Genomic DNA, 21,832 nt, shown 5'->3' on the forward strand with positions numbered 1-21,832 from the left:
ATGCTGCCTGTCGTTTCCTCGCCCAACAGCCTGTTTCATGGCGTTCGCTCGGGCTTTCGCACCTTGCTCCTGTCCTCCGCGCTGCTCGGCGCCGGCCTTCAGCCGGCTGTCGCCCAGACGGTCGATGATGACGGCAATGTCGCCAGCCAGCAGTTGAACCTGCCCAAGGACGTCACCGTCTTCGGCAAGAGCGACCCGAACGTCCGCAAGGCGACCGCGATCGTCAACAACCGGATCATCACCGGCACCGACATCGACCAGCGCCTCGCCCTCATCATCACCGCCAATGGCGGCAAGGTGGAAGCGGAGGAAAAGGAACGTCTGCGCGTGCAGGTGCTGCGCAATCTGATCGACGAAACGCTCCAGATCCAGGAAGCCGCCGCCAACGATATCAAGATCGACCCGGCCGAAATCCAGCAAAGCTATGAGCGCGTTGCGGCGAATTTCCGTCAGTCGCCGGCCCAGTTCGACGCCTATCTGCGCGAAAAGGGCAGCTCTGCCGCCAGCATCAAGCGCCAGATCGAGGGCGAACTGGCCTGGAGCCGCCTGCAACGGCGCAACATCCAGCCTTTCGTCAACGTGTCTGAAGACGAAGTGAAGTCGGTGGTCGACCGGTTGAACGCGTCCAAGGGCAGCGACGAATATCGCATCGGTGAAATCTACCTGTCGGCGACGCCGGAAAATCAGGAACAGATCATCGCCAACGCGCGCAACATCATCCAGCAGATTCAGCAGGGTGGCAGCTTCCAGGCCTATGCCCGCCAGTTTTCCGAAGCCTCCACGGCGGCGGTCGGCGGCGATCTGGGCTGGGTCCGCCCGGCGCAGCTGCCGCCAGAACTGGCGCAGGCCGCGACCGAAATGCAGGTCGGTCAGATTGCCGGGCCGGTCCCGGTCGCCGGCGGCGTGTCGCTGATCTACGTCATGGATAAGCGCAAGGTGCTGACCGCCGATCCGCGCGATTCGCTGCTCAGCCTGAAACAGCTGTCGGTCCTCTTCCCGCAGGGTACGACCAAGGAACAGGCCAGCGCCAAGGCCGCCAGCTTCGCCGCCGCGATCAAGGAGATCAAGGGCTGCGGTCAGGCCAATGAGGTCGGTCAGAAGATCGGCGCCGACGTTGTCGATAACGACAATGTGAAGGTGCGCGACCTGCCGCCGCAGTTGCAGGACATTCTCGTCAACCTTCAGGTCGGTGAAGCCACGCCGCCTTTCGGTTCGATCAATGACGGTGTCCGCGTCCTGGTGGTCTGCGGCCGTGACGAACCGGCTTCGGCCAATGCGCCCAACGCCGAACAGATCATGGCGCAGTTGGAAGAGGAACGCGTCAACAAGCGCGCCCGCATCTATCTGCGCGATCTTCGTCGCGATGCGGTGATCGAATATAACTGACGCCTTGCCTCTCGCACCCTTCGCGGTGTCGCTGGGCGATCCCGCCGGGATCGGGCCGGAGATCGTCGCGAAAAGCTGGGTGATGCGCGAAGCGCGCGGCCTGCCGCCCTTCTTCGCGGTGGGCGACGCGGCCTCGCTGCGTGCCGTCTGGCTGGGACCGATCGCACCGATCGGCTCCCCGGAGGAGGCCGCATCGGTCTTCGACAAGGCGCTGCCCTGCCTTCAGGTCGCGGACGCGGGCGCCATCGTGCCGGGCACGCCCAGCATCGACGGCGCCCGCACCGCCTTCCAGGCGCTCGAAGTATCGGTCGGCCTGGCCCGTCAGGGGTCCGCCGCCGGGATCGTGACGGCTCCGGTGGGCAAGGAACAGCTGTACGGCGTCGGCTTCACCCATCCGGGCCAGACCGAATTCGTCGCGGAACGCTGCGGCGTGTCGGCGCATAATGCGGTGATGATGCTGGCCGGACCGTCGTTGAAGGTCGTGCCGATCACCATCCATATCGCCCTGGCCGACGTGCCGTCCGTGCTGACGATCGACCTGATCCGCGCCCGTGCGCTGACCACGGTAAAGGGGCTGCAACGCAATTTCGGCATCGCCCGCCCGCGTCTGGCCGTCGCCGGCCTCAACCCCCATGCCGGCGAAAATGGCGCGCTGGGCCGGGAAGAGATCGACGTCATCCGCCCCGCGATCGAATCGCTGCGCGCGGAAGGGCTGGACATATTCGGGCCGCTCGCCGCCGACGGCATGTTCCACGCCCGCGCCCGCGAAACCTATGATGCGGCGCTCTGCATGTATCATGATCAGGCGCTGATCCCGATCAAGACGCTGAATTTCGACGATGGCGTCAACATCACGCTGGGCCTGCCGATCGTGCGCACCTCGCCCGACCATGGCACCGCCTTCGGCATCGCCGGCACCGACAGCGCCAATCCCGGCGCGATGATCGCCGCACTCAAGATGGCGGCCGAAGCCGCCCGCGCCCGCATCGCTTATGGCTGACACCCGCCCGGCCCTGCCGCCCCTCAGAGACGTGATCGCGCGCCATGGCCTTAATGCCAGCAAGGCGCTCGGCCAGAATTTCCTGCTCGACGAACAGTTGCTGGATCGCATCGCCGCGATCCCCGGCCCGCTCAGGGACGCCCCGGCGTTCGAGGTCGGCCCCGGCCCCGGCGGCCTGACCCGCGCCATATTGCGCGCCGGCGCAAAGCTGGTCGCGGTCGAGCGCGACCATCGCTGCCTCCCCGCGCTCGCCGAACTGGAAGAAGCCTTCCCCGGCCAGCTGCGCGTCATTTCCGGCGACGCGATGCAGGTCGACGCCCTGACCGAAACGGGCGCGGGCGCGCACATCATCGCCAACCTGCCCTATAATGTCGGCACGCCCCTGCTGGTCGGCTGGCTCTCGGCGGAATGGTCCCCGCTCCCCTGGTGGCAGAGCCTGACGCTGATGTTCCAGATGGAAGTGGCCGAACGTATCGTCGCCAAGCCCGGCACCGATCATTATGGCCGCCTCGCCGTCCTGTCCCAATGGCGCAGCGACGCGAAGATCGCGATGAAGGTCCACCGCAGCGCCTTCACGCCCCCGCCCAAGGTCATGTCGGCGGTCGTCCACATCACGCCAAAGCCCGCGCCCGACGGCGTACAGCTCAAATTTCTCGAACGCCTCACCGCCGCCGCCTTCGGCCAGCGCCGCAAGATGCTGCGCCAGAGCCTCAAGGGCCTCCCCGGCGCGCTCGACGCGCTGGAGCAGATCGGCATCGACCCCCAACGCCGCGCCGAAACGGTCAGCGTCGAAGAATTTGTCGACGTCGCCCGCATATTGAGCCGCTAGGAAACCATCCTTTATTCAGCCAATCCGTTCCTGCTGAGTAGAGACTGAGCTTGTCGAAGGCTCGTATCGAAGCATAGTCTGGATAGCCCATGCCCCGCCTGATCCTGTTCAACAAACCCTATGACATGCTCTCGCAATTCACCGATCGCGGCACAGACACCGCGCGCGCGACCCTGTCCGACTGCATCGCCATTCCCGACGTCTATCCCGCCGGGCGCCTCGACCGCGACAGCGAAGGCCTATTGCTGCTGACCGACGACGGCCGCCTGCAATCGCGCATCGCCGATCCCAAGTACAAGACCGCCAAAACCTATCTGGCGCAGGTCGAGGGCGACGTTACCGACGAAGCGCTCGCCGACCTGCGCCGGGGCGTGGACCTCAAGGACGGCCTCACCCGCCCGGCCGATGTCGAACGCATCGACACGCCGGACATCTGGCCCCGCAACCCGCCGATCCGCGTGCGCAAGAGCATCCCCGACAGCTGGATCAGCCTCACCATCCGCGAAGGCCGCAACCGCCAGGTCCGCCGCATGACCGCCGCCGTCGGCCATCCCACGCTGCGCCTTGTCCGCTGGCGTATCGGCGACTGGACGCTGGACGGCCTGCAACCGGGGCAATGGCGCGAAGTGCAAGTCGGCTAACCCTTAGCTGCCCTTGCCTTTCATGTTCCCCGGCAAAGGCCGGGGAACGCCCACTACACGCTCTCAATGACGCATCAATTTCCGCCTACAATCGTCCCGGGCAGTACCCGCTTCCCCTTGGTCCGGCTGGTCAGATGAAATTGCCGACACCGATCGCACCGATAGGGCCGCAAAGGCACATCCGCGCGCAACGCCACCGCCAGTGCCGCCTCTTGCGACGCAAAGCGCGTCTTCTTCGCGCAAATGCTCAGCCGCGTGCGGATCGCTCAGTCCTCCGGGTCGAAGCTGACGCTGCCCTCATTGAACAGCGTCACGATCAGCGCCACCGCCGCCTCATCCTCGATCAGCGCAGAATCGATCACCAGCCTGTCGGCCGCGCATAATTGTCCGGCCAGCACCGCCGCCGCTCCGCTGCAATCATAGGCCTGCCCATCCACGAACAGGGTCAGCCCGCCTTCCCCCTGCGCCACGAACGCGAACCGGCTCGCCGGATTACGGCACAGCGCGACGCCATCCTCCACCAATTCACGCACATCCTCGGCGGCGATCGGCTCCTCCGGCCGGAAGTCCAGTTCGGGATATTTGCGCTCGCTATTATAAGCCCCGAACCAGCGGGCAAAGGCCGCCGGATCGCGCACCGCATCCATCACCATCGCCTGCAACCGCGCCAGCGCCGCTGCATCGATCTCGCCCGGATTGGCCTGCACGGTCAGGTCCGGGTCGGCATAGCGATCGTCGTCCACCATCTCACCCACGACATGGGCGCAAAATTGCTCGACCAGTTCGCTGCGTGCGGGCGCCCGAAAACCGACCGAATAGGTCATGCAATCGTCGCCGATCGCCACGCCATCATGCGCGATCCCCGGCGGCACATAGAGGATATCGCCCGGCTCCAGCACCCATTCGTCCGTCTGCTCGAACTCGGCGAGCAGGCGCAGATCCTCCTGCAACAACAAGGGCGTATCCGCATCGCAATGCTGCCCCACGCGCCAGCGCCGCCGCCCCAGCCCCTGGATCAGGAACACGTCATATTGGTCATAATGCGCGCCCACGCCGCCGCCGTCGGTGGCATAGCTGACCATCACATCGTCGATCCGCCAGTTGGGCACGAAACGAAAGGGCGCGATCAGCGCCGCGACATCGGGCACATGCATGTCCACCGCCTGCACCAGCAGCGTCCAGGGCGCCGCGCCCATATGCCCGAAGCGATCCTCCGGCATCGGGCCATGCTCCACCGTCCAGCGCCCGTCCGCCCGACCGATCAGCCGCGATTCGACGCCCTCTTCGCACGCCAGCCCGGCCAGTTCGTCCGGCTCCACCGGATTGACCCAGCGGCCCCAAGGATTGCGGATCAGCAGCGGCTTCTTCTGCCAATAGTCGCGCAGGAACAGGTCGACGTCGAAGTCGGTGAAGGTCATGGAAAATCTCGCCAGAAAACGACCCGCATCATGCGCCCGTCGCCCCGGCCTTGCCCCGCCCGGACGGCGAAGTCAAAAGGATCAGGATTGGTTGAGCTGACTGCCAACCAATCCTTATTGCGTCTCGGTCGGCGCCTTCTTGGCCGCAGGATCAGTGTCCTTCGCCGTCGTCATCGCGACAGCCGGCGGTCCTTTCTGGATCGCGGCGGCCAGCTTGCCGACCGGCGCACAGTCGCCCTTGCACACGGCCTGCGCCTGCGCCAGCACATCCTTCGCCTTGGCGATCGCGCCCTTTTCTACCATCGCTTCGCCCTGCCCGGCGAGCGCCACGATATCGGTCGGATCCAGCAGCAACGCTTCCTTGTAGAGCCGGATCGCCTTGCCCTGAAGTCCTTGCGCGCGCGCGACCTCAGCCAGTTCGACGAAGGCAGCGCGGTTGCGCGGGTCGATCGCCAGCGCGCTTTCCAGCGCATCGGTCGCACCTTCCAGATTGCCGGCCTTGTGCGCGGCTTCGCCCGCCTTCTGCCATTCCACCGACTGCGGGCTGATCTGGCTATCGGGCTTCTGGCTCAGCCCCACGCTCGACACGGTGGTCAAAACGACGGCAAGCGCGATCGAGGCGGGGGTAAAACGCATTACTATCTCCAGCCATGTTTCAGGCGTTAATTCGGAACAAGTGTCGCTATTTTGCGGGCGCTTGTCCATGGCCTGTTTCACGCCCCCCGGCGCAGCCGCGCAAAGAAGAACCCATCGCTGCCGTCATGCCCCGGCGTCAGCAACAGTCCCTCGCCATGCGAGCGCCCCACGGGCAGGTCGATCGGCTCGGCACTCCAGCCATCATGCCGGCGCAGGAAGGCATCCACCTGACCCCGTCCCTCCCGGTCGGTCAGCGCGCAGGTCGCGTAGACCAGCAGCCCGCCCGGCGCCAGCAAGGGTGCCGCGAAATCCAATATCCGCGCCTGTTCGCCAACCAGCCGATCCAGCCGCGCCTGAGTCAACCGCCATCGCGCTTCGGGGTTGCGCCGCCAGGTGCCCGTGCCCGAACAGGGCGCATCGACCAGCACCACATCCGCCTTGCCGCGCAGGCTCTCAAGGCCCCGCGCCTCATGACTCTGGTCCAGCAGCAGCGTTTCGATGAAGGTCGCGCCCGCCCGCGCCGCGCGCGGCTCCAGCCGGGCCAGCCGCGACCGGATCGTATCCGCCGCGATCAATGTGCCCTGACCGGCCATCGCCGCGGCCAGCGCCAGCGTCTTGCCGCCCGCGCCCGCGCACATATCCACGACCGTCATGTCCGGCTGCACGCCACAGGCGGCCGAAATCCACTGGCTCCCGGCGTCCTGCACCTCGACCAGCCCGTCGGCCCAGGCGGCCTGCTGCTCGATCGAATAGCCTTCGGGCAGGCGCAGCCCATCGCTTAGCCCCGCGATCGCCACGGCATCGGGCAGCATCGGCGCGACGGCGGCCGGATCGGCCTTCAACCGGTTCACGCGCACATCCACCGGCGCCCGGCCGAGCAACGCATCCTGCTCCACCGGCGCGGCCAGTAAGGGTTGCAACCAAGCCGGCACCGCGCCCGCCTGCGCGCCCAATTCACCCGGCTCGATCGGCAGCGGCGCATGGGCCGATCCGTCGAACAAGGCCGCGACATCCGGCCGCGCCTGCGCCACGCCGATCATCGCCTCGCGCCCCGTCTCCGGTCGCTCGGCTGCGCGGCGGATCGCGTCATAGACATGATCGCGCACCGCCCGCCGATCCCGCGACCCGGCATAGCGCCGTTCCTTAAAATAGCGTGCGATCAGCGTATCGGCCGCCGGCCCGCCATCGCGCGCCGACGCGATGATGGCGTCGAGCAGATCGATAGCGGCCTGTATGCGGGCAGAGGGTGTCATGCCATTCCTCCCCCCTCCCTTTCAAGGGAGGGGCCGGGGGTGGGTGCGAGCGAAGCGAGCAGCATGCTCGCCCTGCTGGGCAGAGGCGCCGCTTACGCGGCGCACCCACCCCTAACCCCTCCCTTAAAAGGGAGGGGAATGAAGAAAAATCAACGCGTCGGATAATTGGGCGCTTCCCGCGTGATCGTCACGTCATGAACATGGCTTTCCGAAAGCCCCGCGTTCGTGATCTGCACGAAACGCGCGCGTTCCTGCAAATCCTTGATCGTGGCGCTGCCGGTATAGCCCATCGCGGCCTTCACGCCGCCGACCAGCTGATGGATGACATCCTTGGCCGGACCCTTGAACGGCACCTGGCCTTCGATCCCTTCGGGCACCAGCTTCATCTGGTCCTTGATATCCGCCTGGAAATAGCGGTCGGCGCTGCCGCGCGCCATCGCGCCGACGCTGCCCATGCCGCGATAGCTCTTATACGCCCGGCCCTGATACAGGAAGGTTTCGCCCGGCGCTTCGGCCGTGCCCGCCAGCAGCGACCCGACCATGACGCAACCTGCGCCCGCCGCCAGAGCCTTCGCCACGTCGCCCGACGTGCGCAGCCCGCCATCGGCGATCACCGGCACGCCATGCTTGTGCGCTTCCTCGGCCGAATCCATCACGGCGGTCAGCTGCGGCACGCCCACGCCCGCGACGACGCGCGTGGTGCAGATGGAGCCCGGTCCGATGCCGACCTTCACGCAGTCCGCGCCCGCGCCGATCAGCGCCTTGGTCGCCTCGGCGGTGGCGACGTTACCGGCGACCACCTGCACATGGTTGGACAGCTTCTTCACCGCTTCCACCGCGACCGCCACCTGACGGCTATGGCCATGGGCGGTGTCGATGACGATCAGGTCGCATTCCGCGTCGATCAGCGCCTTGCTGCGCTCCAGCCCCTTTTCCCCCACGGTGGAGGCGGCGGCCACGCGCAGGCGGCCGGTGCCGTCCTTGGTCGCCTGCGGATAGGTGACCGCCTTTTCGATGTCCTTGACGGTGATCAGGCCCACGCAATGATAGGCATCGTCCACCACCAGCAGCTTTTCGATCCGGCGCTGGTGCAACAGGCGCTGCGCCTCTTCCTGACCCACGCCGACCTTGACCGTGGCCAGATTGTCCTTCGTCATCAGCTCGCTGACCGGCTGCGCGGGGTTCTCTGCAAAGCGCGTGTCGCGGTGCGTCAATATGCCGACCAGCTTGCCGCTCTGCTCCACGACCGGGATGCCGCTGATCTTGTGCCGCTGCATCAGCATCTGCGCGTCGGCTAGCGTGGCGGTGGGCAGGATGGTGATGGGATTGACCACCATGCCGCTTTCGAACCGCTTGACCGCGCGCACCGCATCGGCCTGTTCCTCGACTGTCAGGTTGCGGTGCAGCACGCCGATGCCGCCCAACTGCGCCATCACGATCGCCATGTCGGCCTCCGTCACCGTGTCCATCGCGGACGACAGGATCGGGATGTTCAGCTTGATCGCCTTGGTGACATAGGTGGACGTATCCGCCTGGCTGGGCAGCACATCGGATTCGGCGGGCTGCAACAGCACGTCGTCAAAGGTGAGGCCGAGGCGGATGTCCATGGAAAAAGCCACTTTCTGCTGCGGGGCTGCTGGCTGACCCCTGGGGATTTGTGGCGGCCCATGTAACCACTCCGGGGCCAAACGGCCAGACCCCATGACTCATTTAATTGCGCCGCGCCGCCGGGGGATCAAACGGACACCCAACAGGGCCAGGATGACGACCCCGTAAAGGATGGGGTCGCGATGGTCGGCCTTTACCAGCAGATAATAATGGACGACGCCCAGCACCGCGATCAGGTAAACCAACCGGTGCAGCCAAAGCCAGTGACGCGGCCGCATCGCCCGCCGCACCTTGTTGACGGATGTGACCGCCAGCGGGATCAACAGGATGAAGGCCGCCATGCCGATGGTGATATAGGGGCGCTTGACGATATCCTTGACTATGCCGGGCCAGTCGAGCGCCTGATCGACGAGGATATAGGTCGTCAGATGCAGGCAGACATAGGCGAACGCCCACAGGCCGATGCGACGGCGATAGACCATGGCCCGCCGCCACAGGCCAAATCGCGCGATCAGGCCGATCGCCAGCGTGACGCACAAAAATCGCAACGCCCACACGCCCAGCGCGCGCAGAACATATTCGACCGGATTGGCCGTCAGCCCATCCGTCAGCCCCTGCCCCGCAAGGATCAGGAGCGGCATCACGCATAACAGCCAGATCAGGCCGGACTCGATCCGGCGCGCCATGGTCCCCGTCGCGCGCGCCATCAATAGAGCGTTCGGGCATCGAGGCCGCGATACAGGCCGGCCACCTGATCACCATAGCCGTTGAACGGCAAAGTCTTGCGCCGGAAAAATTCGCCGATCCGCCGCTCCTTGGCCTGCGACCAGCGGGGATGATCAACGTCCGGGTTCACATTGCCGTAAAATCCATATTCGCGCGGGGCCAATATATTCCAGCTCGTCTTGGGGCGGTTGGCGGTAAACTGGATGCGCACGATCGACTTGATGCCCTTGAACCCATATTTCCATGGGGTCACCAACCGGATCGGCGCGCCATTCTGATTGGGCAGGGTCTGGCCGTACAGGCCGACGGCCATCAACGTCAGGGGATTGAGCGCCTCGTCCAGCCGCAGCGCCTCCTGATAGGGCCAATCCAATATGTCGCTGCGCTGGCCGGGCATCTGCCGGGGATCGCGCAACGTCTGGAACGCGACATATTTCGCCTGAGACGTCGGCTCCAGCGCCTTGATCAGCTTGGCCAGAGGAAATCCGACCCACGGGATCACCATCGACCATGCTTCGACGCAGCGCATGCGATAGATGCGCTCTTCCAGCGGAAAACGACGGATCAGGTCGTCGATCCCATATTGCCCCGTCTTCTCGCAAAGCCCTGCCACGGTCACGGTCCAGGGGCGCGTCTTCATCATCTTGGCGTAAAGTGCGGGGTCGCTCTTGTCGGTCCCGAATTCGTAGAAATTATTATAGCCGGTGACGTCCTTCAGCGGCGTCTTGTCCTCGTCGATCGCCATGCGATTGGGGCTATATTTAAGCGCCGCGGCCTGCGCCGCCGATCCGCCGATCAGCGATGCCGCGCCCACCCCCGCAGAACCGAGAATGAATTCCCGCCGGCGCAGGTACAGACCATGATCGGTGACGTCGCAATCCTTAAAGTCCGCTGGAGGGCGAATGAGCACGCTATATCTCCTGGCCAATGGCTGCCTGCGATAGCGGCCCTTTGCTGAACGCAGCAGGAATGACGACGATCCAAAACGCGCGGGCCGACCGATATGCCCCAAAGGGCATAGGGCCTTCGCACCCCATGCGCCAGGATCCGAGATGGGCGCCACCATCGGCCACGCCCGACACGCCATCAGGCCCCCGTGGTCGACACTGTGCGACATCGCCCCTCATGCGCGCGCGGGCGGAACAACCCGAATACCCGGTCGCCGCCGGCCTATCGCTAAAAGATCGACGTCCCGTTCCGGCAATGATCTTTCACGTCCAGCAGGGCGTCGCGCAGATCCGTTCCACGCGACTCATGGCGGATCAGCAAAGGCTGCGATCCGCCCGCCAAGTGCCTGATCTCGATAAGATCTGCCGCAACATCCCTGACGACGCTCTCCGTCGAAAAGTCGAACGACACGCCCCCGACCACTCCAGGCTGCGCAGCCGTCTCGAAAAAGACGAGGCATTCGGCCACTGCCACGCCCCGGACAGGAACGGCATGTCCATCCTTCGCCAGCGCCATCTGCCCTGCACGCGCCGCCTGCTCCAGCGTCCGGACGGACGCCGCCGATACAGTTTCCGCACCGCCGTCCAGCGGACCAGCCAGAAACATAGCCATCGCCAGCATCATATCCGCCAACCCGTTCACGCTGTCACCTTCCTGATATTCCCGACAAACCTATATCGGCAGCATGACGCTTTTACGTGGCGCTATCCCCGCGCTAATGAAAAAGGGCGCAGCCATCGGCCACGCCCTTTTTCATTACATTCCTGAACCCAGGCTTCAGGCCCCAGCAGGCGACGCCTCACCGAACGGCCCCTTGCGCTTGCGGGTGCGCGGGATCGAAGAGCCTGCCACCGGAATGACCGAAGGCTTGATCGTCGTGCCGTCGTCGCGGGTGATCTCGCCCTTTTCCAGCAGCGCCTTGATCTCTTCGCCGCTCAGCGTCTCATATTCCAGCATCGCGTTGGCCAGCAGGTGCAGCTGGTCCTCATGCCCCTTGAGCAAGTCCTGCGCACGGGCATAGCCCTGCTCCACCAGAGCGCGGATTTCCGCGTCGATCAGCTTGGCCGTCTCGTCCGACATGTGGACGCGCTGGCTCTGCGAATAGCCCAGGAACGTCTCGCCCTGCTGCTCTTCATATTGCAGCGGACCCAGCTTGTCCGACATGCCCCATTGCGTGACCATGTCGCGCGCCAGCTTGGTAGCGTACTGGATGTCGCCCGAAGCGCCCGAAGACACCTTGTCGTAACCGAAGATGATTTCCTCGGCCACGCGCCCGCCCATGGCGACGGCCATGTTCGCGTGCATCTTGTCGCGATGATAGCTGTAGCTGTCGCGTTCCGGCAGGCGCATCACCATGCCCAGCGCACGGCCGCGCGGGATGATCGTCGCCTTGTGGATCGGGTCGGACGCCGGCTCATGGACCGATACGATGGCATGACCCGCCTCATGATAGGCGGTCATCTTCTTCTCGTCGTCGGTCATGACCATGGAGCGGCGTTCCGCACCCATCATCACCTTGTCCTTGGCCGACTCGAACTCGTCCATGGCGACCAGCCGCTTGCCGCGCCGCGCCGCCGTCAAAGCCGCCTCGTTGACCAGGTTGGCTAGATCCGCGCCGGAAAAGCCCGGCGTACCGCGCGCGATCGTGCGCGGATTGACGTCGGGCGCTAGCGGCACCTTCTTCATATGGACGGCCAGGATCTTCTCGCGACCCTCGATGTCGGGACGGGGCACCACGACCTGACGGTCGAAACGACCCGGACGCAGCAGTGCGGGGTCCAGCACGTCGGGGCGGTTGGTCGCCGCGACGATGATGATGCCCTCATTGGCCTCGAACCCGTCCATCTCGACCAGCAGCTGGTTCAGCGTCTGTTCGCGCTCGTCATTGCCATTGCCCAGACCCGCGCCGCGATGACGGCCGACCGCGTCGATTTCGTCGATGAAGACGATGCAGGGCGCGTTCTTCTTGGCCTGCTCGAACATGTCGCGCACGCGGCTTGCGCCCACGCCCACGAACATTTCGACGAAGTCAGACCCCGAAATGGTGAAGAAGGGCACACCCGCCTCGCCCGCGATCGCGCGCGCCAGCAATGTCTTGCCGGTACCGGGCGAACCGACCAGCAATGCGCCCTTGGGGATCTTGCCGCCCAGACGCGCAAACTTGCTCGGGTCTTTCAGAAATTCGACGATTTCCTGCAATTCCTCGCGCGCTTCGTCGATGCCGGCGACGTCATCGAACGTCACCTTGCCATGCTTTTCGGTCAGCAACTTGGCCTTGGACTTGCCGAAACCCATCGCGCCACCGGCGCCGCCCCCCTTCTGCATCTGGCGCAGCACGAAGAAGGCGATGCCCAGGATCAGCAGGAACGGCAACGACTGGTAGAGCAATATCTGCCAGAAGCTCGGCTGGTCCTGCGCCTGCCCCGAATATTTGACATTATAGTCGTCGAGCAAGCCGGTCAGGCCCGGATCATTGACCGGAACCGTGGAAAATTTCTGGCCGCTCGACAGGGTGCCGCTGATCCGGTCCGGCGCGATCGCGACGTCCTTGACCTGCCCTTCCTGCACCTTGGAACGGAATTCCGAATAGGCGATGGCCGATCCCGCAGCCGATGTCGTGCGGCTGTCGAACAGCGACACGAACAGCAGCAGGGCGACGATCACGCCCGCCCAAATCATGGCGCTCTTGATCCAGGGGTTGCCCTGCGGGTCTTTCTCGTCGTTCATCATCACTCACTTTCACCGGCCAAGATAGGGCGCGTCCGCAAAAGCGCAAGCAGGCTCAGGCCCAACGCGCCCGCTATTTCACGCCCTTCTCGTCGACGGTCAGGCGCCCAGCAACGTCAGCGCAACATAGCCCAGCGCCAGCGCCAACCCGGCCGACAGGCCACACAGCAGATAACCGACATAGAGCAGCAGCGGCGGATGCGGCCGCGCCAGCATCCGGTTCCGCTTCGCCGCCGAAAGAATGACACTGGCCAACAGGCCATAGGTCAGCGCCGCAAACTCCACCATGCACCAAATTCCCCGCTAGAAAGCCCGCCCGATAGCATGATGCGCGTTAAGGAAAGGTCATTTCGCTGCGCCTAATCGGCAAAGCGTGGGGCTTGCGCGATAGTCCGTGGAACCTTTCCGTAACGATCGATCCACAGGTTAGCGCCGTGGCGGCGCGGGCATCAACGTCCATGATGCGCCACCCTTGAGCAGCCAGTCGCCCAGGCTCGCCTGCCGCCCGGCGGCCGCCTCGGCCAGCGCCAGATCCAGGCTCTCGCCTCGCGGCACCGGCGCATCGGCCAGCGCCACCATATGCAGCACCAGCCGCCGCAGATATTCGCGCGGCAGGTCGGTCCGCTCCAGCCGCCATCCTGCCCCGTCGCTGCGGACATGCGCCTGCGCCAGTTCGGCCGCGCTCCATGCGATCGCCGCTTCGGCCTCCCCCAGCGCCGCCGCACTGCGGGCCGCCGCCTGCGCGTCAAGCCAGGGCGCCTGCGCCAGCGCCGTCCGCATCGCCGCCCGGTCGAATCGCGGATCGGCATTGGACGGATCCTGGACATGGGGCAGCCCTTCCGCGTCCGCCAACGCCTGCAAATCGGCCTTGCGCATCCCCAGCAGCGGCCGGATCACCCGGCCGGATCGCCCCCGCACCCCAGCCAGCCCGGCGACACCCGATCCCCGGTTCAACCGCATCAGCATCGTTTCCAGCTGGTCGTCGGCATGATGGGCGGTCATGATCCACGCGATCCCCTGCCCCGCGCACCAATGTTCGATCAACCGGTATCGCGTCGCCCTTGCCCAGGCCTGAACATTGCCCTGCACCGGCGCATCGGGCGTCAATATGGCATGGGGAATGGCGCGTTCGGCGCACCAGCGCGCGACCATCGCCGCCTCGTCCGCCGACGCCGCCCGCAACTGATGATCGACCGTGACCGCCGCAACCCGCCCCGGAAAGGCGCGCGCGGCCAGAAACAGCAGCGCCATGCTGTCCGGCCCGCCCGATACCGCCACGCAGAACCGCGCCGCCGGATCGTCCCCGACCAGCGCCCGCGTCGCTGCGATCAGCCGCGCCTCCAGCGCCGCAATCTGCGTCTTTAGCTGCACTTCGCCTTGGCGCGCCCGGCCGTCATCATCCCGCGCAGGCTGTTGGACAGGCTCTCGCCATAGACCTGCTCCAGTTCCTGATAGACTTTGCAGGCATCGGCCGGCTTCTTCAGCTGGATCAGTGCCTCGCCCAGATAGGTCAGGCTGTCGGCCGCGCGGTCGCCACGCGGGCGCTTCTGGTAATTTTCGTAGAAGGCGACCGACGCCAGCGCCGGCTTGCCATCGTCCAGATAGGCGCGGCCCAGCAGATTCTGCGCCTTGCTGGCGACCGGGCTGGAACCATATTTTTCCACCGTCGCCTTCAACTGCCCCTGCGCTTCGGGATAGAATTTCGCGTCCCACAAGCGGAAGCCATAATTATAGGCGTCACCCGCCGCATCGCCGGTATCGGGCCGCTCCACCGCCGCCACGGCGGCCTTGCGCGCTTCGCTGGCGACCGGCGCCGCCGCTGCGGGCTTGGGTGCGGCAGGCTTGGGCGCAGCAGCAGTCGGCGTCGGCGTGACCGGAACCGACACGGCGGGCGCCACCGGCGCCGGCTCCGCCAGCCGCGCGTCATTCTCCGCCTTATATTTGGTGAAGGCCGCCTCCAGCTGGCGCAGCTTGTAGCTATTTTCCTCTACCTGTCCGGTGATGGAGGCCAGCTGAGATTCCAGCGCCCCCACCCGCGCGGTCAGGTCCGCGATCGGGGTCGATGCCGGCGATCCGGGCGCGACCGTGGGCGTGGTGGGACGGGTAATCTCCGCCTCGATAGGCGTGCCGGCCGGGAAAACCTTGCGCTGCACCGCGCGCATTTCCTTTTCCAGCCGATCAACCCGGACCTCGACCGGCGCATTTTGCGCGGCAACAGGTTGAACGATGGCGGGCGCGGCCATCGCCAGCAGCACGGCCGATGTCGCAAAGAGGGCGTTACGCATGATGATCCCCGACTAAATCTGTTGGCTTGACCATAAGCCGTTATTCCGCGCGGTAAAGCGCGACATGCCTCAGGGCTGGGTACCGGTCGCGCCGCCCGCCGCCGGCGCAGGCGCTGCCGGCAACGGCACGCTCAACCCGCCGGGCTGTCCGGCGATCTGGCCATTGGCTGCCGACGGGGCCGCCGCCGTCGGACGCTGGGCAGGACGCGGAGCCGGTGTACGCGCGGGCGCGGTAGCGGCCGGCGCAGCGCCCGGCACGGCCGGCGTCTCCGCCGCCCGCGCCAACAGCGCCGCCGCGCTCACCGGCACGTCGGAAATGGTGCGATCGGGCGCGCCCAGCGGCGGGATCGTCTTGCCACCCACGGTCACGGTCAGCGCCTGCGGGCGACCGGTCAATATGGTCGGCCCCTTGGCCTCGGCCGGCAGGGTGAAGCTCTCACCCTTCTTGAGCGTCCCGTCCTTCAGCCGCTCGCCCGCTTCGTCCACAATGCGTAACCACACATCGTCCACCGCGGTGAACACCACGGTCTGCACGACGGGTGCGGCCGGGGCAACGCCGGCCGGACGCGCGGCGATCGCTTCCTGCTTGTCCTGCGCGATTTCCTCGGCCGTGGGCGGCGTCAGCAACTGGGTGCGCCAGATGGTGAAGCCCGCGATCAGCACGACCACGATCAGCGCAGCGGTCCAGGCCAATGCCCGCGACGGGACACGCGCCGGATCGACCGGCTCGAACGCCTCATAACGGTTGGCGCCGATATCGCTGTTATGCACGCCATGGCGTACCTCCGCAGCGATCTCCACCTCGTCCAGATCCACAGCGCGGGCGTAGGCGCGTGCGAAACCGACGGCATAGGGGATGCCCGGCAGCGCGGCATAATCGTCCCGCTCCACCGCTTCCAGCTGGCGCACGGCGATGCGCGTGCGGGTCGCAACATCCTGTATCGAAAGGCCCTGCGCCTCCCGCGCGGCACGCAACTTCGCGCCGGGGGTGGAAAGCTGCGCGTCCGGCGCGCCGATGGCGCCGGCTTGGGTTTCTGCTTCGTCTGCCATGCTGCTCCGCGACCTGTAATGGCCGGCCTTGTCTCATTGCGGGACGGGCGTTGTCAACGCCGCATCCCGCCTAATCAACTGAGTTCGATATTCCGTTCGACCGCCCATTGCGTCAGCCGCGCGCGAATGTCGACCGCGCCGCCATCCAGCATCTCGCGCATCAGCGCGCGCAATGATTCGGCATCCACCGCCCGGATCATCGCCTTGACCGGTCCCACCGACGCGGGCGTGATCGACAGGCGCCGGATGCCCAGGCCGATCAGCGCCATCGCCTCCAGCGTGCGCCCGCCCATCTCGCCGCATACGCCAACCGGCACCTTATGGTCCTGACAGGTGCGCACCACCCGGTCCAGAAAGCGCAGGATAGCGATGCTCAACCAGTCGTACCGCTCGGCCAGCCGCGGATGCGCCCGATCGGCGGCAAACAGGAACTGGGTCAGGTCGTTGGTCCCGATCGACAGGAAATCCAGCTTGGGCAGCAACAGGTCCAGCACTTCGGCCAGCGCCGGCACTTCCAGCATCGCCCCATATTTCACCGCGATCGGCAGCTTCTTCTTCTGCGACACCAGCCATTCGCGCTGATGTTCCACCAGCGCGCGCGCCTGCTCATATTCCCATGGTTCCGACACCATCGGGAACATGATGTGCAGCATCTTGCCCGCCGCCGCCTCCAGCAGCGCGCGTGCCTGCGCCTTCATCAACCCGTCGCGGTCCAGCGCCAGCCGCAGTGCGCGCCAGCCCATCGCCGGATTATCCTCATGCTCGTCATCGTCGCGCTGCATATAGGGCAACGCCTTGTCCCCGCCGATATCGACGGTGCGGAAAATGACCGGCCGGTCGCCTGCCGCGTCCAGCACATCCTTGTAGAGCCGCTGCTGCTTTTCCCGCTGCGGCAGGGTGGCCGACACCAGAAACTGGAATTCCGTGCGGAACAGGCCGATGCCGTCCGCCCCCACCAGGTCCAGCGCCTGCGCATCCTCGCGCAGCCCGGCATTGACCATCAACTCGACCCGCTGCCCATCGGCGGTCACCGACGGCAGGTCGCGCATCGCCGTAAATTCGGCCCGGCGCTTCTGCGTAACATGCAACTTGTTCTCGAACGCCTCTTCCATGTCGGCGGTCGGGCGGATCAGCAGCGCGTTCGCGCCCACATCCATCAGCACCAGATCGCCCTCCGTCACCAGATGGCGGATGTCGCGCACGCGCCCCAGCACCGGCACGCCCATGGCGCGCGCGACGATGGTGACATGGGCGGTCAGCGACCCTTCCTCCAATATGACGCCCTTCAACCGGCGGCGGTCATATTCCAGCAGCTCGGCCGGGCCCAGGTTGCGCGCGATCAGGATCGCGTCCTGCCGCAACCCCATCTGCGCTGCCGTGCCCAATTGTCCCGACACGATGCGCAGCAGCCGGTTGGCCAGATCCTCCAGATCGTGCATCCGGTCGGACAGCAACGGATCGTCGATCTGCCGCATCCGCATGCGCGTGCGCTGCTGCACCCGCTCGATCGCCGCTTCGGCGGTCAGGCCGCTGTCGATCGCCTCGTTGATCCGCCGCGTCCACCCTTCGTCATAAGCGAACATCTTGTAGGTTTCCAAAACCTCCTGATGCTCGCCCTCCATGCCGAACTCGGCCGCACCGGTCATCCGGTCGATCTGTTCGCGCATCTTGGCAAAGGCGGAAAAGACGCGCTGCCGCTCCGCCTCCACATCCTCGGCCACCGTATGTTCGATATGCACGCGCGGCTGGTGGAACACGATATGCCCCCGTGCCATGCCCATCACCAGTTGCAGGCCGTGCAACATGCTGGTGCCGGTATCGGCAATCCGCGCGTCGGCCGGGCCGTCATCGGCCAGTTCGGCGTTCGCGATCAGCTCCGACATCACCATGGCGACGGTCTGGAGCGCCTCGATCTCGACCTCTTCATATTTGCGCGGGTCGGCATGCTGCACGCACAGCACGCCGATGGCGCGCTCGCGCCGCACGATCGGCACGCCGGCAAAGCTGTGGAACAATTCTTCGCCGGTTTCCGGGCGATAGGAAAAATCGGGGTGCGACGCCGCCTCGTCCAGGTTCAGCGTCTCGACATTGGTGGCGATCAGGCCGACCAGGCCCTCCCCCATCGCCATGCGGGTGACATGCACCGCCTCCTGCTTCAGCCCGCGGGTCGCGAACAGTTCCAGCACGCCCTCACGCACCAGATAGATGGAGCAGACCTCGCTCGACAGCGACTCGCCGATAATCTCCACCACCTTGTTCAGCTTGGCCTGGGCGCTGTTGCGCGCGGCCATGACCTCCTGCAATCGGATGAGGATCTGGCGAGCGGCGGCGGCGGGGGTGCTGGGCATTTCATTGCGCTATCAGATTGACGCACCGCTTTCCAAGGCGTTTCCTATGATCGGACCCGCAATATTGTTAAGCAGAGCTGATTTGCATGGCGGGAACAATCTGTACATTCGTCCAGCAGGCTGAAAGCCCGCACGCGGGCATGGAGGGAGAAGAGGGATCATGGCGACGCAACTCGAACCGGCAATGGAACAGGAACTGATCGGACGCGGCTATTCGCGCCGTCAGATGGCAAAGGTCGCGGCGCTGCTGGGCGCCGGCGCGGCTGTCATCCGCATCACGGGCGCAGGCGCGCAACAGGCGGCCAAGGCAGTTGCCGGCGCCGTGCGCATCGGCGCCAACGAATGCTGGACCGGCCCCTTCCCCGTCGCGGCCGAAGCCGCGTTCAAGCTGGTGCAGGAAGGCAATCGCTACGAACCGGACAATGAACATCAAAAGCTGTTCGACGCCGTCGCCTCGGTCGAAGGTATTCCGGCCGACCGCGTCGTCGCCTGGCCCGGATCGTCCGATCCGCTCAGCCGCGTCGCGATCGCCTATGCCTCGCCCACGCGCGGCATCGTCACCGCCGACCCTACCTATGAAGCCATCTGGCGCACCGCCGCCTGGCTCGGCGCCCCGGTCAAGAAAGTGCCGCTGACCAAGGATTACGCCCATGACGTAAAGGCGATGCTGGCGGCGGACCCCAATGCGGGCGTCTATTATATCTGCTCGCCCAACAACCCGACCGGCACCGTCACGCCGGTCGCCGACATCGAATGGCTGGCCAACAACAAGCCCAAGGATTCGATCCTGGTGGTGGACGAAGCCTATATCCACTGGGTCGATGGCCCCAACGCCGCAAAGCTCGCCGCCACCCGCGACGACGTGCTGATCCTGCGCACCTTCTCCAAATTGTTCGGCATGGCCGGCATGCGCCTCGGCCTCACCTTCGCCTCGCCCACGCTCATGGAAAAGATGATGCGCTATGACGGCGGACAGGTGACCGGCATGCTGCCGATGACCGCCGTCGCCTGCGGCACCGTCTCGGTCGCGCAGGCCGACCTCATCAAGGCGCGCCGCGCCGAAATGAACGCCGCCCGCGAAAAATCGGTCAGCCATCTGAAGGCCAAGGGGATCAAGGTCATCCCCGGCAGCCAGGCGAACATGTTTATGGTCGACTGGGGCAAGAAGAGCGCCAAGGACATGCAGGCCGCCCTGCTCGCCGCCAATGTGCAGATCGGCCGCAACTGGCCGATCTGGCCCAATGTCTCGCGCGTGTCGGTCGGCTCGATGGCCGAAATGGAAGCCTTCAACGCCGCCGTCGACAAGGTGTGGAAGGCCTAACGCAACAGCATCCGGACAGCAGGACACCCCACTTTTCATTCATGTCGCCAGAGCGGTGCGACACTCCAGAAAAATTACAGAAAAGAAAGGGCGGCGCATTGCGGAAATGCGTCGCCCTTTCGTCTTTCCCCATGACCACATTGTTTGCAGGACAAGGGGACGGACGACATGACCATGATGCTGAACAAGGATGCCCAGGACGATCTGATAGAGCGCGGCTATTCGCGCCGCCAACTGGGTGAAGTCGCCGCGCTTTTGGGCGCCGGCGTCGCCGCCAGCTCGCTTCTGGGCGGCAGCGCCATGGCGCAGCAGCAGGCCGCCCGCGGCGTCAAGGGCGCGGTGCGCATCGGCTCCAACGAATGCTGGACCGGCCCCTTCCCCTCGGGCGTTCAGGCCGCGGCCGAAGCCGCTTCGTTCGGCAACTGGTACGACCCGGACAACTATAAGGGCGACCTGATCACCACCGTCGCCACGGTCGAAGGCATTCCCGAAGCGCAGGTCATGCCCTGGCCCGGTTCGGGCGGCCCGCTGGTCAGCATCGTGGCGGCCTATTGCTCGCCGACCAAGGGCCTGGTCACCGCCGACCCGACCTTCGAATCCGCATGGCGCACCGCCGACTACATGAAGGCGCCCATTGCCAAGGCGCCCCAGGCGATCGGCAAGGGTCATGACGTAAAGGCGATGCTGGCCGCCAATCCGAACGCGGGCCTCTATTATATCTGCACGCCCAACAACCCGACCGGCACCATCACGCCTTTGGCCGACATCAAGTGGCTGCTGGACAACAAGCCCGCCGACGCGATGCTGCTGGTGGACGAAGCCTATATCCACTTCTCCGAAGCACCCAGCGCCGCTTCGCTGATCGGCAACCGCAAGGACATCATTGTCATGCGGACCTTCTCGAAGCTGTTCGGCATGGCCGGCGTACGCCTCGGCCTCACCTTCGCCGATCCCGAAGTGCAAAAGCGCATTTCGCTCTTCGGCCCCTCGGCCGGCGGCCTGGCGATCACCGCCATGCACTGCGGCAATGCGGTGTACAAGGAAGCCGCCCTCATCAAGGCGCGCCGCAACGAAATGATCGGCAACCGCGACGAAACGATCGCATGGCTGGCCAAGAAGGGCATCGAAGTACAGCCCGGCAGCCAGGCGAACATGTTCATGGTCAACTGGAAGAAGCCGGCCAAGGAAATGCAGGCCGCCCTGCTCGCCACCCCGGAAAAGGTACAGATCGGCCGCAACTGGCCCATCTGGCCCACCGTCTCGCGCGTAACCGTCGGCAGCGCCGACGACATGGCCAAATTCCGCGCGGCCGTGGACAAGGTCTACAAGGCGTAAACGGCTCCCACCGTCACGAATGAAAAGGCGTCCGGGCAACCGGGCGCCTTTTTTGGTGGCGGTGGATGAAGGTGCGAAGAATATAATCCCCGCCCGCCTGCGGGAGGGGCAGTGAGACTTACGCGCGCAGCGCGTTAGTCGCAGCGGGGTGGGCTATCACGATGTCCCGCCCACCCCCTAACCCCCTCCCGTAAACGGGAGGGGGAACATGTCTAATTCCTGCCGAGAACGCCTTATCCCTCTCCCCATGGGGGAGAGGGCTGCGCAGACTTGGCAGCTTGCTGCCTAGTCGGAGCTGGGTGAGGGGGAAGCAACCTCACG

The 21,832-nt window shown here is 65.5% G+C and carries 19 protein-coding genes; 6 read left to right on the forward strand and 13 right to left on the reverse strand.

What is annotated here, in order from left to right; translation table 11 throughout:
- From F4U94_RS02865 to F4U94_RS02880, 4 genes are all read left to right on the forward strand, one after another.
- Positions 1-1,386 (forward strand): peptidylprolyl isomerase, encoded by a 1,386-nt coding sequence (locus F4U94_RS02865; protein ID WP_120249289.1) that lies wholly within the window; start codon positions 1-3, stop codon positions 1,384-1,386.
- A 4-nt stretch (positions 1,387-1,390) separates the two neighbouring features.
- On the forward strand, positions 1,391-2,386 hold the full coding sequence (pdxA, locus tag F4U94_RS02870; protein ID WP_120249288.1) for a 4-hydroxythreonine-4-phosphate dehydrogenase PdxA: 996 nt from the start codon (positions 1,391-1,393) through the stop codon (positions 2,384-2,386).
- A complete protein-coding gene (gene rsmA, locus F4U94_RS02875) occupies positions 2,379-3,215 on the forward strand; it encodes a 16S rRNA (adenine(1518)-N(6)/adenine(1519)-N(6))-dimethyltransferase RsmA (RefSeq protein ID WP_120249287.1) in 837 nt (278 codons plus the stop codon). The genes pdxA and rsmA overlap by 8 nt, the downstream gene beginning before the upstream one ends.
- Positions 3,216-3,304: 89 nt before the next feature.
- On the forward strand, positions 3,305-3,856 hold the full coding sequence (locus F4U94_RS02880) for a pseudouridine synthase (protein ID WP_120249286.1): 552 nt from the start codon (positions 3,305-3,307) through the stop codon (positions 3,854-3,856).
- Positions 3,857-4,122: 266 nt separating this feature from the next.
- Here F4U94_RS02880 and F4U94_RS02890 read toward each other — a convergent pair whose 3' ends face one another.
- The 13 genes from F4U94_RS02890 to ptsP all read right to left on the reverse strand — a co-directional run bounded on the left by F4U94_RS02890 (position 4,123) and on the right by ptsP (position 18,855).
- Positions 4,123-5,274 carry a ribosomal protein uL16 3-hydroxylase gene (locus tag F4U94_RS02890; RefSeq protein ID WP_120249284.1) on the reverse strand — a complete coding sequence of 384 codons (1,152 nt, stop codon included), beginning with the start codon at positions 5,272-5,274 and terminating at the stop codon, positions 4,123-4,125.
- A gap of 114 nt (positions 5,275-5,388) precedes the next feature.
- Positions 5,389-5,910 (reverse strand): tetratricopeptide repeat protein, encoded by a 522-nt coding sequence (locus tag F4U94_RS02895; protein WP_120249283.1) that lies wholly within the window; start codon positions 5,908-5,910, stop codon positions 5,389-5,391.
- A gap of 77 nt (positions 5,911-5,987) precedes the next feature.
- Complete coding sequence (locus F4U94_RS02900; RefSeq protein ID WP_120249282.1) at positions 5,988-7,163, reverse strand: RsmB/NOP family class I SAM-dependent RNA methyltransferase; 1,176 nt, start codon at positions 7,161-7,163, stop codon at positions 5,988-5,990.
- Between the two features lie 149 nt (positions 7,164-7,312).
- Positions 7,313-8,770, reverse strand: a complete 1,458-nt coding sequence (gene guaB, locus F4U94_RS02905; protein ID WP_120249281.1) for an IMP dehydrogenase — start codon at positions 8,768-8,770, stop codon at positions 7,313-7,315.
- A 99-nt stretch (positions 8,771-8,869) separates the two neighbouring features.
- Positions 8,870-9,478: a protein-methionine-sulfoxide reductase heme-binding subunit MsrQ gene (locus F4U94_RS02910; protein ID WP_120249280.1), complete on the reverse strand. Its 609-nt coding sequence runs from the start codon at positions 9,476-9,478 to the stop codon at positions 8,870-8,872.
- The gene (gene msrP, locus F4U94_RS02915; RefSeq protein WP_120249279.1) at positions 9,478-10,407 is read right to left on the reverse strand and encodes a protein-methionine-sulfoxide reductase catalytic subunit MsrP; all 930 of its coding nucleotides are present in this window, start codon (positions 10,405-10,407) and stop codon (positions 9,478-9,480) included. The genes F4U94_RS02910 and msrP overlap by 1 nt, the downstream gene beginning before the upstream one ends.
- Before the next feature lie 266 nt (positions 10,408-10,673).
- Complete coding sequence (locus F4U94_RS02920) at positions 10,674-11,087, reverse strand: hypothetical protein (protein ID WP_170271896.1); 414 nt, start codon at positions 11,085-11,087, stop codon at positions 10,674-10,676.
- Positions 11,088-11,222: 135 nt separating this feature from the next.
- On the reverse strand, positions 11,223-13,172 hold the full coding sequence (gene ftsH, locus F4U94_RS02925; protein WP_120251924.1) for an ATP-dependent zinc metalloprotease FtsH: 1,950 nt from the start codon (positions 13,170-13,172) through the stop codon (positions 11,223-11,225).
- Between the two features lie 99 nt (positions 13,173-13,271).
- Positions 13,272-13,460: a hypothetical protein gene (locus tag F4U94_RS02930; RefSeq protein WP_120249277.1), complete on the reverse strand. Its 189-nt coding sequence runs from the start codon at positions 13,458-13,460 to the stop codon at positions 13,272-13,274.
- Between the two features lie 138 nt (positions 13,461-13,598).
- Complete coding sequence (gene tilS, locus F4U94_RS02935; protein WP_120249276.1) at positions 13,599-14,543, reverse strand: tRNA lysidine(34) synthetase TilS; 945 nt, start codon at positions 14,541-14,543, stop codon at positions 13,599-13,601.
- Positions 14,534-15,457, reverse strand: a complete 924-nt coding sequence (locus F4U94_RS02940) for a tol-pal system YbgF family protein (RefSeq protein ID WP_120249275.1) — start codon at positions 15,455-15,457, stop codon at positions 14,534-14,536. Before F4U94_RS02940 ends, tilS begins: the two co-directional genes overlap by 10 nt.
- 69 nt (positions 15,458-15,526) lie before the next feature.
- Entirely contained in the window at positions 15,527-16,507 is a 981-nt protein-coding gene (locus F4U94_RS02945; RefSeq protein ID WP_120249274.1) for a helix-turn-helix domain-containing protein, read from the reverse strand.
- A gap of 74 nt (positions 16,508-16,581) precedes the next feature.
- A complete protein-coding gene (ptsP, locus tag F4U94_RS02950; protein WP_120249273.1) occupies positions 16,582-18,855 on the reverse strand; it encodes a phosphoenolpyruvate--protein phosphotransferase in 2,274 nt (757 codons plus the stop codon).
- A 160-nt stretch (positions 18,856-19,015) separates the two neighbouring features.
- Here ptsP and F4U94_RS02955 point away from each other — a divergent pair, with 160 nt between their 5' ends.
- A complete protein-coding gene (locus F4U94_RS02955; protein WP_120249272.1) occupies positions 19,016-20,176 on the forward strand; it encodes a pyridoxal phosphate-dependent aminotransferase in 1,161 nt (386 codons plus the stop codon).
- Between the two features lie 168 nt (positions 20,177-20,344).
- The gene (locus F4U94_RS02960; RefSeq protein WP_120251923.1) at positions 20,345-21,511 is read left to right on the forward strand and encodes a pyridoxal phosphate-dependent aminotransferase; all 1,167 of its coding nucleotides are present in this window, start codon (positions 20,345-20,347) and stop codon (positions 21,509-21,511) included.
- Positions 21,512-21,832 lie beyond the last annotated feature (321 nt).

This window comes from Sphingobium limneticum (genome assembly GCF_008710155.1).
Taxonomy (GTDB): domain Bacteria; phylum Pseudomonadota; class Alphaproteobacteria; order Sphingomonadales; family Sphingomonadaceae; genus Sphingobium; species Sphingobium limneticum.

Coding starts and splice junctions, on each gene's coding strand:
- F4U94_RS02865 (WP_120249289.1), top strand. CDS start 1: ATGCTGCCTGTCGTTTCCTCGCCCAACAGCCTGTTTCATGGCGTTCGC.
- rsmA (WP_120249287.1), top strand. CDS start 2,379: ATGGCTGACACCCGCCCGGCCCTGCCGCCCCTCAGAGACGTGATCGCG.
- F4U94_RS02880 (WP_120249286.1), top strand. CDS start 3,305: ATGCCCCGCCTGATCCTGTTCAACAAACCCTATGACATGCTCTCGCAA.
- F4U94_RS02890 (WP_120249284.1), bottom strand. CDS start 5,274: ATGACCTTCACCGACTTCGACGTCGACCTGTTCCTGCGCGACTATTGG.
- F4U94_RS02895 (WP_120249283.1), bottom strand. CDS start 5,910: ATGCGTTTTACCCCCGCCTCGATCGCGCTTGCCGTCGTTTTGACCACC.
- F4U94_RS02900 (WP_120249282.1), bottom strand. CDS start 7,163: ATGACACCCTCTGCCCGCATACAGGCCGCTATCGATCTGCTCGACGCC.
- guaB (WP_120249281.1), bottom strand. CDS start 8,770: ATGGACATCCGCCTCGGCCTCACCTTTGACGACGTGCTGTTGCAGCCC.
- F4U94_RS02910 (WP_120249280.1), bottom strand. CDS start 9,478: ATGGCGCGCGCGACGGGGACCATGGCGCGCCGGATCGAGTCCGGCCTG.
- ftsH (WP_120251924.1), bottom strand. CDS start 13,172: ATGAACGACGAGAAAGACCCGCAGGGCAACCCCTGGATCAAGAGCGCC.
- F4U94_RS02930 (WP_120249277.1), bottom strand. CDS start 13,460: ATGGTGGAGTTTGCGGCGCTGACCTATGGCCTGTTGGCCAGTGTCATT.
- F4U94_RS02940 (WP_120249275.1), bottom strand. CDS start 15,457: ATGCGTAACGCCCTCTTTGCGACATCGGCCGTGCTGCTGGCGATGGCC.
- F4U94_RS02945 (WP_120249274.1), bottom strand. CDS start 16,507: ATGGCAGACGAAGCAGAAACCCAAGCCGGCGCCATCGGCGCGCCGGAC.
- ptsP (WP_120249273.1), bottom strand. CDS start 18,855: ATGCCCAGCACCCCCGCCGCCGCCGCTCGCCAGATCCTCATCCGATTG.
- F4U94_RS02955 (WP_120249272.1), top strand. CDS start 19,016: ATGGCGACGCAACTCGAACCGGCAATGGAACAGGAACTGATCGGACGC.
- F4U94_RS02960 (WP_120251923.1), top strand. CDS start 20,345: ATGACCATGATGCTGAACAAGGATGCCCAGGACGATCTGATAGAGCGC.